General features: G+C 68.4%; 16 protein-coding genes. 9 read left to right on the top strand and 7 right to left on the bottom strand.

Annotated features, from left to right (window positions below; translation table 11 throughout):
* Positions 1-196: 196 nt before the first annotated feature.
* From AC3IFE_RS27080 to AC3IFE_RS27060, 5 genes are all read left to right on the top strand, one after another.
* Positions 197-715, top strand: a complete 519-nt coding sequence (locus AC3IFE_RS27080; RefSeq protein ID WP_089466861.1) for a DUF1993 domain-containing protein — start codon at positions 197-199, stop codon at positions 713-715.
* Positions 716-910: 195 nt separating this feature from the next.
* On the top strand, positions 911-2,053 hold the full coding sequence (ribBA, locus tag AC3IFE_RS27075) for a bifunctional 3,4-dihydroxy-2-butanone-4-phosphate synthase/GTP cyclohydrolase II (protein ID WP_089466860.1): 1,143 nt from the start codon (positions 911-913) through the stop codon (positions 2,051-2,053).
* Between the two features lie 53 nt (positions 2,054-2,106).
* On the top strand, positions 2,107-2,622 hold the full coding sequence (gene ribH / locus AC3IFE_RS27070) for a 6,7-dimethyl-8-ribityllumazine synthase (protein ID WP_006476661.1): 516 nt from the start codon (positions 2,107-2,109) through the stop codon (positions 2,620-2,622).
* Complete coding sequence (gene nusB / locus AC3IFE_RS27065) at positions 2,619-3,056, top strand: transcription antitermination factor NusB (protein ID WP_006476662.1); 438 nt, start codon at positions 2,619-2,621, stop codon at positions 3,054-3,056. Before ribH ends, nusB begins: the two co-directional genes overlap by 4 nt.
* A 70-nt stretch (positions 3,057-3,126) precedes the next feature.
* Positions 3,127-4,323 carry a pyridoxal phosphate-dependent aminotransferase gene (locus AC3IFE_RS27060; protein WP_489193160.1) on the top strand — a complete coding sequence of 399 codons (1,197 nt, stop codon included), beginning with the start codon at positions 3,127-3,129 and terminating at the stop codon, positions 4,321-4,323.
* 115 nt (positions 4,324-4,438) lie between these two features.
* Here the strand turns inward: AC3IFE_RS27060 and AC3IFE_RS27055 are convergent, their stop codons facing one another.
* On the bottom strand, positions 4,439-5,587 hold the full coding sequence (locus AC3IFE_RS27055) for a transglycosylase SLT domain-containing protein (RefSeq protein WP_489193158.1): 1,149 nt from the start codon (positions 5,585-5,587) through the stop codon (positions 4,439-4,441).
* Positions 5,588-6,184: 597 nt separating this feature from the next.
* On the opposite strand from AC3IFE_RS27055, the gene AC3IFE_RS27050 reads away from it, so the two are divergent.
* Complete coding sequence (locus AC3IFE_RS27050; RefSeq protein WP_089466857.1) at positions 6,185-7,741, top strand: UbiD family decarboxylase; 1,557 nt, start codon at positions 6,185-6,187, stop codon at positions 7,739-7,741.
* A gap of 58 nt (positions 7,742-7,799) precedes the next feature.
* A complete protein-coding gene (locus tag AC3IFE_RS27045; RefSeq protein ID WP_489193156.1) occupies positions 7,800-8,468 on the top strand; it encodes a LysE family transporter in 669 nt (222 codons plus the stop codon).
* Positions 8,469-8,590: 122 nt separating this feature from the next.
* Here the strand turns inward: AC3IFE_RS27045 and AC3IFE_RS27040 are convergent, their stop codons facing one another.
* A complete protein-coding gene (locus tag AC3IFE_RS27040) occupies positions 8,591-8,887 on the bottom strand; it encodes a hypothetical protein (protein ID WP_006488565.1) in 297 nt (98 codons plus the stop codon).
* A 508-nt stretch (positions 8,888-9,395) separates the two neighbouring features.
* On the opposite strand from AC3IFE_RS27040, the gene AC3IFE_RS27035 reads away from it, so the two are divergent.
* Both AC3IFE_RS27035 and AC3IFE_RS27030 read left to right on the top strand, forming a co-directional pair.
* Complete coding sequence (locus AC3IFE_RS27035) at positions 9,396-10,325, top strand: Rossmann-like and DUF2520 domain-containing protein (RefSeq protein WP_089466855.1); 930 nt, start codon at positions 9,396-9,398, stop codon at positions 10,323-10,325.
* A gap of 75 nt (positions 10,326-10,400) precedes the next feature.
* A complete protein-coding gene (locus tag AC3IFE_RS27030; RefSeq protein ID WP_006488584.1) occupies positions 10,401-10,964 on the top strand; it encodes a YggT family protein in 564 nt (187 codons plus the stop codon).
* Between the two features lie 13 nt (positions 10,965-10,977).
* Here the strand turns inward: AC3IFE_RS27030 and AC3IFE_RS27025 are convergent, their stop codons facing one another.
* The 5 genes from AC3IFE_RS27025 to AC3IFE_RS27005 form a co-directional block, all read right to left on the bottom strand.
* A complete protein-coding gene (locus AC3IFE_RS27025; RefSeq protein WP_089467904.1) occupies positions 10,978-11,328 on the bottom strand; it encodes a DUF190 domain-containing protein in 351 nt (116 codons plus the stop codon).
* A gap of 23 nt (positions 11,329-11,351) precedes the next feature.
* Positions 11,352-11,738 (bottom strand): fluoride efflux transporter CrcB, encoded by a 387-nt coding sequence (gene crcB / locus AC3IFE_RS27020; protein WP_089466854.1) that lies wholly within the window; start codon positions 11,736-11,738, stop codon positions 11,352-11,354.
* 163 nt (positions 11,739-11,901) lie between these two features.
* A complete protein-coding gene (locus AC3IFE_RS27015; RefSeq protein WP_489193153.1) occupies positions 11,902-12,771 on the bottom strand; it encodes an SIR2 family NAD-dependent protein deacylase in 870 nt (289 codons plus the stop codon).
* Positions 12,772-12,952: 181 nt separating this feature from the next.
* On the bottom strand, positions 12,953-13,333 hold the full coding sequence (locus tag AC3IFE_RS27010) for a DUF4406 domain-containing protein (protein ID WP_089466852.1): 381 nt from the start codon (positions 13,331-13,333) through the stop codon (positions 12,953-12,955).
* A complete protein-coding gene (locus AC3IFE_RS27005; protein WP_489193197.1) occupies positions 13,330-13,929 on the bottom strand; it encodes an NUDIX domain-containing protein in 600 nt (199 codons plus the stop codon). The genes AC3IFE_RS27010 and AC3IFE_RS27005 overlap by 4 nt, the downstream gene beginning before the upstream one ends.
* Positions 13,930-13,954 lie beyond the last annotated feature (25 nt).

Genomic DNA, 13,954 nt, shown 5'->3' with positions numbered 1-13,954 from the left:
CGTCGCCGGCCATCCGAAGCGAGAGCAGCGCGATCGCGTCCGCTCGATGGCCGTCCGGCCAGCCGGCACCTGGCCGAACGGCCATCGACGCGCACGGGTCATGCCGTCGCGCTAAGATGCGTCGACAGCGGTTTCCACGCCGCCACGCACGACGCGCCGCGTAGCGGCCGCGCCTCATCCCACAGGAGTCGTCCCCATGTCCATCTCGATGTACCAGGCTTCGCTGCCCGTCCTGATCCGCGGCCTCACCAACCTGCAGCACATCCTCGGCAAGGCGCAGGCCCATGCGGCCGAAAAGCAGATCGATCCGTCGGTATTCGTCGGCGCACGCCTCTACCCTGACATGCTGCCGCTCGTCCGCCAGGTCTACATCGCGACCGACACGGCCAAGGGCTGCGCCGCGCGGCTCGCCGGCGCCGAGATCCCGAGCTACCCGGATGTCGAGCAGACCTTCGACGAACTGCACGCGCGCATCCAGAAGACGATCGACTACCTGAAAAGCTTCGACGCCGCGCAGATCGACGGCAGCGAGACGCGCCAGATCGTGCTGAAGATGCGCGTGGGCCCGATCGAGTTCACCGGCCAGTCGTACCTGTTGCATTTCGTGCTGCCCAACTTCTTCTTCCACGTGACGACCGCGTACGACATCCTGCGCCACAGCGGCGTCGAACTCGGCAAGCTCGACTACCTCGGCGGGCGCGACCAGCACGCATGACGCGAGGCCGGGGTCGACCCGGCCCGCAACCGTCCGCACCCGCGTGCCGGCCACGCGCGGCGGCGGCCCGCCGGGCCTGCCGCGCAGGCCGGCCGCTCCGTTTTCCGGAGCGCTTGCCCGCCGCGCGCGGCCCGCGCCAGCCGAAACGCCGTCCGGCTGGCGTAAAATACGCACTTTCCTCTTTCTCGCCCCCTTATGACGCTCGCCTCCACGCTCGACATCATCGCCGAGCTGAAAGCCGGCCGGATGGTGATCCTGGTCGACGAAGAAGACCGCGAAAACGAGGGCGACCTCGTGATCGCCGCCGAATTCGTCACGCCGGAAGCGATCAACTTCATGGCCAAGTACGGCCGCGGCCTGATTTGTCTGACGTTGACGCAGGAACGCTGCAAGCAGCTTCACCTGCCGCTGATGACCTATCGCAACGGCACGCAGTACGGCACCGCGTTCACGGTCAGCATCGAAGCGGCCGAAGGCGTGACGACCGGCATCTCGGCCGCCGACCGGGCGCACACGATCGCCACGGCGGTCGCACACGACGTGCGCCCTGAGCACATCGTGCAGCCGGGCCACGTGTTCCCGATCATGGCGCAGCCGGGCGGCGTGCTCGTGCGCGCCGGCCATACCGAGGCCGGCTGCGACTTCACCGCGCTCGCGGGCCTGACGCCCGCCGCGGTGATCTGCGAGGTAATCAAGGACGACGGCACGATGGCGCGCCTGCCCGACCTGCTCGAGTTCGCGAAGGAACACAACCTGAAGATCGGCACGATCGCCGATCTGATCCAGTATCGCAGCCGCACCGAATCGATCATCGAGCGGATCGCCGAGCGCACGATGCAGACCGCGCACGGCACGTTCCGCGCGGTGCTGTACCGCGACCAGCCGAGCGGCTCGCCGCACATCGCGCTGGTACGCGGCACGCCGTCGCCCGACGTCGATACGCCGGCGCGCGTGCACGAGCCGCTGTCGGTGCTCGATCTGCTCGAGACGGGCGTATCGACCCATTCGTGGACGCTCGACGCGGCGATGCGCGAGATCGCGGCACGCGACCTCGGCGTGATCGTGCTGCTCAACTGCGGCGATACGAAGGAACACCTGATCGACGTCTTCAAGGCGTTCGACGAGGAAGAAAAGGCGGCTGCGCTCAAGCGCCGGCCGGTCGATTTCAAGACGTTCGGCATCGGCGCGCAGATCCTGCGCGATGTCGGCGTCGGCAAGATGCAGGTGCTGTCGAATCCGCGCAAGCTGGGCAGCATGTCCGGCTACGGCCTCGAAGTCACGGGCTTCATTCCGATGCCCGGCGGCGAAGCCACGTCCTGCCCGGCGTCCCACGCGTAACCCGCCACGGCGCTTTCGCCCTATAACCGTTCATCCACACCACGGACCAGATCATGGAAATCGGACAATACCAACCGAATCTCGAAGGCGACGGCCTGCGTATCGGCATCGTGCAATCGCGCTTTAACGAACCCGTGTGCAACGGCCTCGCCGACGCGTGCGTCGAGGAACTGGAACGCCTCGGCGTCACCGGTGAAGACGTGCTGCTCGTGTCGGTGCCCGGCGCGCTGGAAATCCCGCTCGCGCTGCAGAAGCTCGCCGAAAGCGGCCAGTTCGACGCGCTGATCGCGCTCGGCGCGGTGATCCGCGGCGAGACCTACCATTTCGAACTCGTGTCGAACGAGAGCGGCGCGGGCATCACCCGCATCGGCCTCGACTTCAACCTGCCGATCGCGAACGCGGTCCTGACGACCGAAAACGACGAGCAGGCCGTCGCGCGCATGACCGAAAAGGGTCGTGACGCCGCGCGCGTCGCCGTCGAAATGGCGAACCTGACGATGGCGCTCGACCAACTCGGCGACGACGAGGACGAAGAGGAAGACGAAGACGACGAAGAGGAGCGCGCATGAAGAAGAGCGCCCGCCGACAATCGCGCGAGCTGGCGACGCAGGGCCTGTACCAGTGGCTGCTGTCGAACGCGCCCTCCGGCGAGATCGACGCGCAACTGCGCGGCGCGCTCGGTTACGACAAGGCTGACAAGGAGCTGCTCGAAGCGATCCTGCACGGCGTGATCCGCGAGCATGCGACGCTCGTCGAAGCGCTGGCGCCGTCGCTGGACCGTCCGATCGATCAGCTGTCGCCGGTCGAACGCGCGGTGCTGCTGATCGCGACGTTCGAGCTCACGCACCATGTCGAAACGCCGTACCGCGTGATCATCAACGAAGCCGTCGAACTCGCGAAGACGTTCGGCGGCTCCGACGGCTACAAGTACGTGAACGGCGTGCTCGACAAGCTGGCCGCGAAGCTGCGCCCCGCCGAAACGCAGGCGCGTCGCAACGGCTGATGCCGTTTGTTTGTCCACGGGCGCGCAAGCGCCCGTTTTTCATTCTTTTCCCCCTCCGCCCTGCCTGCCGATGAATACCACCGCCGATTCGCTCGTCACGCTCGCCGCACGCGTCGACGCGATCCAGCCCTTCTACGTGATGGAACTGATGAAGGAGGCACAGCGGCTCGAGTCCTTGGGACGCGATGTTATCCACATGGGCATCGGCGAGCCGGATTTCACCGCGCCGGAGCCGGTTGTCGAGGCCGCCGCGGCCGCGCTGCGCCGCGGCGTCACGCAATACACGAGCGCGCTCGGCATCGCGCCGCTGCGCGAGGCGATCGCCGCGCACTATGCGCACGCGTACGGCCTCACGATCGCCCCCGAGCGGATCGTCGTGACGGCCGGCGCATCGGCCGCGCTGCTCCTCGCGTGCCTCGCGCTGGTCGGTCGCGACGACGAAGTGCTGATGCCCGACCCGTCGTATCCGTGCAACCGGCACTTCGTCGCGGCGGCCGAAGGTCGGCCGGTGCTCGTGCCGAGCGCCCCGGACGCGCGCTTCCAGCTCACCGAAAACGACGTCCGCACGCGCTGGAACGATCGCACGCGCGGCGTGCTGCTCGCGTCGCCGTCGAACCCGACCGGCACGTCGCTCGAACCGGACGAGCTGAAGCGGATCGTCGAAGCCGTGCGCGCCCGCGGCGGCTTCACGATCGTCGACGAGATTTACCAGGGGCTCAGCTACGACGCCGCGCCCGTGTCGGCGCTGTCGTTCGGCGACGACGTGATCACCGTGAACAGCTTCTCGAAGTATTTCAGCATGACGGGCTGGCGGCTCGGCTGGCTCGTCGTGCCGCCGGCGCTCGTCGGCACGTTCGAGAAGCTGTCGCAGAATCTGTTCATCTGCCCGTCCGCGCTCGCGCAACATGCGGCGCTCGCCTGCTTCGAGCCGGCAACGCTCGACATCTACGAAACACGCCGGCTCGAGTTCAAGCGCCGCCGCGATTTCATCGCACCGGCGCTCGAACGGCTCGGCTTTACGGTGCCGGTGATGCCGGACGGCGCGTTCTACGTGTATGCGCATTGCGGCGGCGTCGCCCACCCGGCGGCCGGCGACAGCGCCGCGCTCACGCAGGCGATGCTGCACGACGCGGGCGTGGTGCTGGTGCCGGGGATGGACTTCGGAGTCCATGCGCCGCGCGACTATATCCGCCTGTCCTATGCGACCGCCTACTCGCGGCTCGAAGAGGCCGTCGACCGGCTCGCGACGCTGTTCGGACAGCGCTGAGGCCACGCGCCGCCGGTTTCTGCCGGCCATCGGCCCACCCACGGCGGCCGCGCACAAAAAAAGCACCCGCTCGGGTGCTTTTTCATTTCGGTCCGCGGCGGTTGCTCGCGTGGCGTTACGCGCCAAGCTCCGAATGATCGCCGTGGGCCTGCTTGACGGTGTCGACGCTCGCGTCGTCCTGCTGCGGCGGCCCCTTCGACGCGGCAGCGGCCTTCGCGGTCAGCGGCTGCGCGCCGTCGAGCGTCGCATGCACGCGCTTCGCGCCGCCTGCCGCGGCTGTCACGGCAGCGGCGGTAACGATCGGCTTCGCGGGCTGCGCCGGCGCCTGCGGCGCATTGATCGGCACGCTGCGGCCGCGCGCGACGTCGCGCAGGCGGCCGCGCTCGGCCATCACCTTCGAGCCGTAGCCATTGTCGTCGGGGTTCGTCGAGCCGTTGTACAGGCGCAGGCCGCTCGCGAGCGAACCGCCGCGCGCGATGCAGTCCTTCAGCACCAGTGCACCGACCTGCAGGTTCGCGAGCGGTTGCAGCGCGGTGTCGGTGCCACCGAAATACTCGAACTTGTCGGAATGAACCTTCGACATGACCTGCATCAGCCCCTTCGCGCCGACGCCGCTTTCGGCGTACGGGTTGAAGCCCGATTCGATCGCCATCACCGACAGCAGCAGCAGCGGATCGAGGCCGACGTCGCGCCCGGTCTGGAACGCGGCCTTGACGAGCTGGCCGAGCGGCTCCTGCGCGACGCGGTAACGGCGCGACAGATAGGTGGCGACGAGCGCCTGTTCGCGGTTCGACGCGAGCGCGCGATCGTCACGGGCATCGGCCGCCACGCGCTGAATCGGAATCAGCTTGGCCAGTGCGACGGGCGACGGGCCGTTGCGGGCCGCGTCGGACGCATCGCCCTGGGCGCCTTGAGCGCCCTGAGCGGCGGTTTCCGGTGCGACATCGAGGCCGACCGCAAGCGCATCGGCTTCGGGCGCGTCTTCCTGCTGCGGCTGCGCGCCGGCAGGCGCGAAGTTCGGCAGCGGATGGCCGGACAGCAGACGGGCCGGACCGGCCTGTACGGCCGCGGACACGACCGGCATCAGCTTCGCGGCGAGCGTGCCGCGGACGGTTGGCAGCAGCCACAGTGCAAGCGCAACCGCGACAGCGAAACAGCCGACAACGCTGAATAGATGGTGACTGACACGCGTCCCGCGACGCAGCAAGTTGCGCACGATTTGCGCATGCTGCTCAGTGGGACGCCACGATAACCAAGCGTTCATTCAGATCATCTCCCATGAACATGACTCGTGCGGCTCGCTCAGCTCGATGGCGAGACAGAAAACGCGCCGCGGAATCACGACGCCGCACGCCTTGGTTGGGACGCGCAAGCATCGGGGAAACGGTATAAGTACCGTTCGAGGCCACGGTGTAAGAAGGCCGGCGCCTTCGCACATTGGGCGAGGCGGGCATACGCGGTGGCACCCACGCAAAAAACCAGCGTCTCGTGGCGCTGGCTGGGACTACGACATAAGCCGTCGAAGACGCCGTGCAGGATTCGGCGGACGGTGACGCGCTGCGTCAAAGATCGGTGATTGGCGGCTCGAAGCCTTTTACCCTGCAACCAATGTGAGCGGATTCTAGCAGGGTTTTATAGATCGTCAACACTATAAAAACTCACATTCATAACAAAAAGTAATTTAAAACCCCTCTTCAGAACGCAATCCCCGTGCCGTAAGGGGTTTGCGCGCGATCGAGTTTTTCTCGGCCGGGGCGGCCGCGCGGCTGCCCGGGGTAAAATCGTCGGTCGATTCGGGGTCGCAGCCGGCCGCGGCCCCGCCCATCGCTGCCCGTTCACGCGGGTGGCCCGGACCTTCTTCATGAAATACAAAGACTTACGCGATTTCATTCAGCGCCTCGAGGCGCTCGGCGAACTGCGGCGCGTCACGCAGCCCGTGTCGCCCGTGCTCGAAATGACCGAGCTGTGCGACCGCGTGCTGCGCGCCGGCGGCCCCGCGCTGCTGTTCAACGCGCCGCCCGGCCATGCGTTTCCGGTGCTCGGCAACCTGTTCGGCACGCCGCGCCGCGTCGCGCTCGGGATGGGCGTCGATGCGGGCGACGATGCCGCGCTCGGCTCGCTGCGCGATCTCGGACGCCTGCTGTCCGCGCTGAAGGAACCCGATCCGCCGAAGAGCCTGAAGGACGCCGGCAAGCTGCTGTCGCTCGCGAAGGCCGTGTGGGACATGGCGCCGAAGTCGGTGTCGTCCCCGCCGTGCCAGGAGATCGTGTGGGAAGGCGCCGACGTCGACCTGAACCAGCTGCCGATCCAGACCTGCTGGCCCGGCGATGCGGGGCCGCTCGTCACGTGGGGCCTGACGGTCACGCGCGGGCCGAACAAGTCGCGCCAGAACCTCGGCATCTACCGTCAGCAGTTGATCGGCCGCAACAAGCTGATCATGCGCTGGCTCGCGCATCGCGGCGGCGCGCTCGACTTCCGCGAATTCGCGCTGCAGAACCCGGGCAAGCCGTATCCGGTCGCGGTCGTGCTCGGCGCCGATCCGGCCACCACGCTCGGCGCGGTGACGCCCGTGCCCGATTCGCTGTCCGAGTATCAGTTCGCCGGCCTGCTGCGCGGCAGCCGCACGGAACTCGCGAAGTGCCTGACGCCCGGCGTCGACACGCTGCAGGTGCCCGCGCGCGCGGAGATCGTGCTCGAAGGCTTCATTCATCCGCAGGAAGGCGCGCCCGGCCCCGCTCCGGCCGGCGCGCCGCCGCGCCCGGCCGGCCACGCGGCGGCCGCATACGAGCACGCGCTCGAAGGGCCGTACGGCGACCATACTGGCTATTACAACGAGCAGGAGTGGTTTCCGGTGTTCACCGTCGAGCGCATCACGATGCGCCGCGACGCGATCTACCACTCGACCTACACGGGCAAGCCGCCCGACGAGCCCGCGGTGCTCGGCGTCGCGCTGAACGAGGTGTTCGTGCCGCTGCTGCAGAAGCAGTTCACGGAAATCACCGACTTCTACCTGCCGCCGGAAGGCTGCAGCTACCGGATGGCCATCGTCCAGATGAAGAAGAGCTACGCGGGCCATGCGAAGCGCGTGATGTTCGGCGTATGGAGCTTCCTGCGGCAGTTCATGTATACGAAGTTCATCGTGGTCGTCGACGAGGACGTGAACATCCGCGACTGGAAGGAAGTGATCTGGGCGATCACGACGCGCGTCGACCCCGTGCGCGACACGGTGATGGTCGACAGCACGCCGATCGATTATCTCGACTTCGCGTCGCCGGTGGCCGGGCTCGGCTCGAAGATGGGGCTCGACGCGACCAACAAGTGGCCCGGCGAAACGAGCCGCGAATGGGGCCGCCCGATCGAGATGGATGCGGCCGTGAAGGCGCGCGTCGACCGGCTGTGGCAGGAGATCGGCCTCTGACGCCACGCGGCCGGCGCGCGCCGGCCCACGCATCGCAATCGCCGCACGCACCCAGAAGATGAGCTTTCCGCCCGCCTCCATGCTGTCCGACGGATTCTTTCTGTCGCTGTCGTTGTGTCTCGACATCGGCCTCGTGAACGTCGCGATGCTGTCGCTCACGCTGTCGCACGGCTTCAGGCCGGGCTTCTGGCTCGGCGTCGGGTCGTGCGTCGGCGATCTCATCTATGCGGCGCTCGCGCTCGCGGGGATGGCCGTGCTGCTGCAGTTCGAACCCGTGCGCTGGATCGTGTGGATCGGCGGCGGCGCGGTGCTGCTGTTCCTCACGTGGAAGATGGCGCGCGAAGCGCTGACGCCCGCGAAGACGGCCGACGACGACGCGGACGATGCACCGCTGCCGCGCGCGAGTGCACGACGCAGCTTTCTGCGCGGAATGTTGCTCGCGATGTCGTCGCCGAGCGCGATCCTGTGGTTCGCGGCGGTCGGCGGCGCACTGATCGCGAAAGCCGGTGCGACCACGCCGGCCACCGCGTCGGTGTTCCTGTCGGGCTTCTTCCTCGGCGGCCTCGCGTGGACGTTCTTCATGTGCACGCTCGCGAGCCAGGGCCGCAAGCGCGCGGGCGCCGGGCTGATGCGCGCGTGCCACGTCGCGTCGGCGCTGCTGTTCGCGTACTTCTCGTACAGCGTGATCGTCGGCGGCTACCGCGACCTGATCGTGCACGCGGCCTAATCGCGGTCGCGCTGCCGCGCGCGCCACGGCGCCACCTGTGAGCCTCAATGAAAAAACGGCGCAGCGCCCCTCGCGGGACGTTGCGCCGTTTTGCCGCGCGCGGTCAGGCCGCGCGGGACGAATCAGCGACGCCAGTAGCCGTGATGGCCCCAGCCGCCGTAACCATGGCGCCAGTACGGGCGACCGTAGTAGCCGCCCACGACCACCGCGGGCGGCGGCGCATAGTAGGCGGGCGCCGGTGCGTAATACACGGGCGGAGGCGGCGGCGCGTAGTACACGGGCGGCGGCGGTGCATAGACGGGATACGCGGGTGCGACCGGGATGCCGATGCCGACCCCGATCGACACGTGGGCCTGCGCGGCGCTTGCGGCACCCAGGCCCAGTGCGGCGGCGGCGATGAACGGAATGAGCTTTTTCACTTCGATTCTCCTGCTGGAGCGGGATTTTAGGCGCTCCTGTCGGCAACGGCGGGCATGCACGTCGCATGGAAGCAATGTAGCGAAAACCCGCCCCGCGCGTATCGTCCATTTGTTGCAAATTGCAATTGCACGGGGCCGAGACCGCCGTGCGGCGCGGCGCCCGGCGGGAGCGGCGAGCCTTGCAGGTCGCGCGATTCCGTCCGCTGAGTCGGGTCGCAACAAAATGGCCGGTCAGCCTTACCGAATCGGCCGCGCGCAGCGGGCACGCTTGCGTAATGAACGATTACAAATTTGAGACAAGATGCCGACATTTCAAGCGGGATGCGGGGCACGGTGTTTGGGGTCGGATACTCCCTCATGAGCCGCCTGCAATGCCGAACTTCGACGCGTACTCAAATCGCACCGTATACCGGTAATTCATACGTGCATCCGCCCCTGCGCCTTCCCCGACACCGCCGTCATTCCTGCGATACTGGCGGTTGCTTCGTTTTTGCTTACATCGACTGCCATGCCGCTTCCCGACACACCCCGCCTCGGCTTCATCGGCGCCGGTCGCCTCGCGCGCTGTATCGCGCAGCGTTTCGCCCGCGCAGGCTTCCCCGTCGTCGCGATCGCAAGCCGCACGCCTGCGTCGGCCGCCGACCTTGCCGCGCGCATCGACGGCTGTCGCGCGGTCGATACCCCGCAGCAGGTGGTCGATGCCGCCGACCTGATCTTCGTGACGACGCCCGACGATCATCTCGCATCGAGCGCCGCGGCACTGCGTTTCGACGCATCGCGCGCCGCCGGCCAGGCGGTCGTCCATTGCAGCGGCGCATCGGCGGTCGCGCTGCTCGATCCGGCGAAGCAGCAAGGCGCGGCCACCGGCGGCTTCCATCCGCTCTATCTGTTCGGCGGCACCGACGCCGACCTCGCGCGCATCGACGGCTGCTCCGTCACGATCGAAGCGGACGGTGCGCTGCACGCGACGCTGCTGCGACTTGCCGCCGCACTCGGCTGCCATCCGCTGTCGATTCCGGCCGGCGGCCGGATGCTGTATCACGCGGCCGCCCACTACGCGGCGAGCTTCGCGCTGTGCGGGCTGTCGGAAGCGGTCGAACTGTGGCGCGGCCTCGGTTTCGACGAGGACGCCGCGCTGCGCGCGCTGTTGCCGATGCTCGCCGGCACGATCGAGACCGCGCGCGACAAGGGGCTCGCGAATGCGCTGTCGGGCCCGGTGTCGCGCGGCGACACGGGCATCGTCGAGCGTCAGCTCGCGCTGCTCGACGCGCGCGGCGGCGATCACGCGATGCTGTACGCGCTGCTGACGCGCCGCGCGGTCGCGCTCGCGGCAAAACGCGCGGCGCCGCCGGCGTCGCTGCCGGCGCTGGCCGAAGCCGTCGAAACCTCCCTCGCGCGCGCGGCCATACACCCCTCCCCGTCGCGAGACGAGGCGTGATAAGGTGTCGGCCGATGCGCCGCCAACCGGCGTTGGCGGCCGCACGCTACTGACTGTATAAAAAGGATGCCAACGATGTTCGGCGAGATCGCCCGTTTTCTGCTCAATACCGTCTTCACGCTATTCGGCGCCGCGCTGATCCTGCGCGTCTGGATGCAGGCCGTCCGCGTGCCGCCGTACAACCCCGTCACGCAAGCCGTGCTGCAGGCGACCAACTGGCTCGTGCTGCCGTTGCGCCGCGTGATCGCGGGCGTACGCGGCATCGACTGGGCCAGCGTGGTCGCGGCGCTGCTCACCGCGCTCGTCTATGTCGTGCTGATGGTCGTGATGGCCGGCTTCGATCCGGCCGCCGTGATTGCGACGCTCGTCGTGGTCGCGCTGCTCACCGTCGTGAAGTGGGCGCTCAATCTCGTGATCTGGATGACGATCCTGATGGCGCTGCTGTCGTGGCTCAACCCGCGCTCGCCGGCGATGCCGATCCTCTACCAGCTCACCGCGCCGTTCCTGAACCCGCTGCGCCGGGTGATCCCGAACCTCGGCGGCATCGACCTGTCGCCGATCCTGCTGTTCGTGATCGTGCAGGTGCTGCTGATGATCGTCACGCGCGCCGCCGTGTCGCTGACGATGTTCGGCATCTGATCCGGCGCGACATCTACGCCGCCGGCCCCTGCGCCGGCGGTGCGCCGAGCGTGTCGATCACGCCGAACTGCGCGGGCATCATCGCGTAGCACACGCGCACTTTCTCGTGCGACAGCCGCTCGAGCAGCCGCCGCGCCTCGTCCTCGGTGACGATGAATTCGACCTCGATCGCGAGCGAACCCTGCAGTTCGAAAAAGCGATCCTCGTGCAGCACGCGATGCTGGCCGAAACCGGCCATCGCGCGAAACGCGGAACCGCCCGCGACACCCATCCGGTTCGCCTCTTCCAGCAGCCATTCCCACAGCGGCTTCCAATGCAGCCGGTGCTGCTCGTGCACGTAGAAGCGCAAAAAGACCCGGTCCATCGCACCCTCCGATGGCAGCCCGCTCAGGCCGCCGCGAGCCACGCACGGGCGGTCCACATGCCGAGGGCCGTCAGCGCGAACGATCCAGTCAAGTGTAGGACAGCCACCGCCAACGCCCATCCGAATTCGCCCTCGAGCGCGTGCGTCATCACTTCGACCGAATAGGTCGAGAACGTCGTGAGGCCGCCGAGAAAGCCCGTGATCACGAACAGCCGCCACTCGGGCGGCAACCCGACGCGAACGGTAAACACGACGGCGGCCATGCCGATCACGTAGCCGCCGAGCAGGTTCGACGCGAGCGTGCCGAGCGGCACCGCGGGAAAGAACGCATTGAGCGCGAGGCTCAGGAACCAGCGCAGCAACGCGCCGAGGCCGGCGCCGACGAAGATCGCGACGATCGAATAGAACAAGGGCACCCCCGGTCGATGACACAGCGCGGCGCAGCCGCCGTCTCCCGGTTACCCGGGCGGCGCGCAGACGCGCGGCGCTAGCTGAACTGTATGCGGATTCGGCGAGCCGCTGCAACGACGGCGGCCGGCACCGCGCAGGCCGTGTGCCAGCCCGCCGGCACGTTCATGCGCGCTGCCGGGCCGCGTCGAGCGCGTTCAGCGTCGCCAGCGCCCCGCCCTTCAGCCCGATCACGTCCGCACGGCGCGCATGCGCTTCGCGCGCATTGATGCGGATCACGTCGGCGCCGAGCCGTTCGCTCAGCAGGCGCACGGTCGGAATCGCGGTGCCCGCGCCGATCTCCACCACGGCGACGCGCCCGGCCCGCGCGATCCAGTCGTCCAGGGCGCGTTCCTGCGCGTCGTAGCGCGCACCGAGCCAGCCGGTGTCGCCGAACATCAGGATGTTCGGCCGCGCGAGACCGCCGCAGTGCGGGCAGCGCGGCATGTCGCCCACGAGGCGGCACGTCGCTTCGTCGACCTCCGGCACGAACGGCGCCGCGTCCCACGTGTCGTCCGTGCACGGGCGCAGGCACTGCATCGCATGAATCGAACCGTGGATTTCGACGATGCGCTCAGGATCGAAGCCGGCCTTCTGGAACTGGCCGTCGACGTTGCTCGTCAGCACGAAACCGCCGTTCGGCATCGCGTCGATCCAGCGGCGCAGGATCGCAAAGCCGGCGTGCGGCGTGGTCGCGCGGTAAAGCGCGAGACGGTGCCCGTAGAAGCCCCATGCGAGCGCCGCACGTGCACGAAACGCGTGCGGCGACGCGATCTCGTGAAATTCGAAACGCTCGCGGCGCAGCGCCGGATACGCGCGCCAGAAGCCGTCCGTGCCGCGAAAATCGGGCAGCCCGGAATCGACGCCGATGCCCGCGCCGGCCGTGACGAGCAATGCGTCGGCGCGCGCGAGGGCGTCGACGGCGGACGCGACGAGTTCGGCGGGAAGCGGCGCGGCGGCGGAGTCGGCGGGATCAGCGGAATCGGAAAGCGGCATGATGGAAAAGCGGAGGCATCGAACGTTGCGCGAGTGGCGTCGCGATCATACGCCGGTTCGGACGTCGCGCCGCATCGGCAACGCAACCGCGTGGCGCTGCGCGTGTGCGGCTCGGCGATGCGCATGCGCGCCGTCCGCACGCGCCGCACCGGCGCCCCCGCGACGCGGCGTCCACGCTTGCTCAGTGAGCCGATTCGTCCTGCGCAACCGGAATCTCGTCGACCGCGAAATAGACCGGCTTGCCGAGTTGCCGCGCAAGCGCGACGTCCGCATCCGCCCCGCGCGACGCGCCGTCGATACGCAGCACCGCATCGCAACGCCGCAGCAGCCGGTGCGCGGCCGGATACAGGAACGTTTCGCCGATCGCGTCGCCGACCTGTGTCGACCCGGCCGCGGCCGCGAGCGGCAACGATACCCATTCGCCGATCATCGGCACGTGCCCGCGGCGATACACGGCGAGCGCCGCCGCTTCCAGCCGGTGCAGGTTCGCGGCGATGCGCGCGGGGTCGCCGTCCGTGCCGCTGCGATACGGGCCGGCGACCAGCACGAGCCGCGGCGTCATGCGGCGCGCCCGCCCGCGGTTTCCCGCAGCGCGACGTATTGCAGGAGCATGATCGTCTTCGCATCGACGATCTCGCCGCGCTCGACCGCGTCCAGCGCCGCCTGCAGCGGCATCTCGACAACCTCCAGATCCTCGCCCTCTTCCGCGACGCCGCCGCCCGCGCCCGTGCGCAGCGACGCATCGTATTCGCCGACGAAGAAATGCAGCTTCTCCGTCACGGAACCCGGGCTCATGAACGCCTCGAACACCTTGCGCACGCCGCGCACGCGATAGCCGGTTTCCTCCTCGGCCTCCGCGCGAATGCGCGCTTCGGGCGTGTCGTCGTCGAGCAGCCCGGCGGCCGCTTCGAGCAGCATGCCGTCGTGCCCGCTCACGAACGCCGGCATCCGGAACTGCCGCGTCAGCAGCACGTCGCCCGTCTCGGCATGACGCAGCAGGATCGTCGCGCCGTTGCCGCGATCGTAGGTCTCCCGGCTCAGGCGCTGCCACGTTCCGTCGCGGCGCAGGAAATCGAACGTCACCTTCCGCAGCACATACCAGTCGTCGGACAGCACCGTCGTATCGACGATGCGCACCCGCTCCCGCGTTGCAGCCAGTCCAGCCATTGCAGCCTCCGGTTCG

The sequence above is a fragment of the Burkholderia sp. APQ4-4ca genome (genome assembly GCF_057837105.1).
Note: the sequence above shows the minus strand (reverse complement) of the source record. Positions and strands in the feature narration are given on the sequence as shown.

Excerpts from the sequence above, each read along its gene's own strand:
- AC3IFE_RS27080 (WP_089466861.1), top strand. The coding sequence starts at position 197 with ATGTCCATCTCGATGTACCAGGCTTCGCTGCCCGTCCTGATCCGCGGC.
- ribBA (WP_089466860.1), top strand. The coding sequence starts at position 911 with ATGACGCTCGCCTCCACGCTCGACATCATCGCCGAGCTGAAAGCCGGC.
- ribH (WP_006476661.1), top strand. The coding sequence starts at position 2,107 with ATGGAAATCGGACAATACCAACCGAATCTCGAAGGCGACGGCCTGCGT.
- nusB (WP_006476662.1), top strand. The coding sequence starts at position 2,619 with ATGAAGAAGAGCGCCCGCCGACAATCGCGCGAGCTGGCGACGCAGGGC.
- AC3IFE_RS27060 (WP_489193160.1), top strand. The coding sequence starts at position 3,127 with ATGAATACCACCGCCGATTCGCTCGTCACGCTCGCCGCACGCGTCGAC.
- AC3IFE_RS27055 (WP_489193158.1), bottom strand. The coding sequence starts at position 5,587 with ATGAACGCTTGGTTATCGTGGCGTCCCACTGAGCAGCATGCGCAAATC.
- AC3IFE_RS27050 (WP_089466857.1), top strand. The coding sequence starts at position 6,185 with ATGAAATACAAAGACTTACGCGATTTCATTCAGCGCCTCGAGGCGCTC.
- AC3IFE_RS27045 (WP_489193156.1), top strand. The coding sequence starts at position 7,800 with ATGAGCTTTCCGCCCGCCTCCATGCTGTCCGACGGATTCTTTCTGTCG.
- AC3IFE_RS27035 (WP_089466855.1), top strand. The coding sequence starts at position 9,396 with ATGCCGCTTCCCGACACACCCCGCCTCGGCTTCATCGGCGCCGGTCGC.
- AC3IFE_RS27030 (WP_006488584.1), top strand. The coding sequence starts at position 10,401 with ATGTTCGGCGAGATCGCCCGTTTTCTGCTCAATACCGTCTTCACGCTA.
- AC3IFE_RS27025 (WP_089467904.1), bottom strand. The coding sequence starts at position 11,328 with ATGGACCGGGTCTTTTTGCGCTTCTACGTGCACGAGCAGCACCGGCTG.
- AC3IFE_RS27015 (WP_489193153.1), bottom strand. The coding sequence starts at position 12,771 with ATGCCGCTTTCCGATTCCGCTGATCCCGCCGACTCCGCCGCCGCGCCG.
- AC3IFE_RS27010 (WP_089466852.1), bottom strand. The coding sequence starts at position 13,333 with ATGACGCCGCGGCTCGTGCTGGTCGCCGGCCCGTATCGCAGCGGCACG.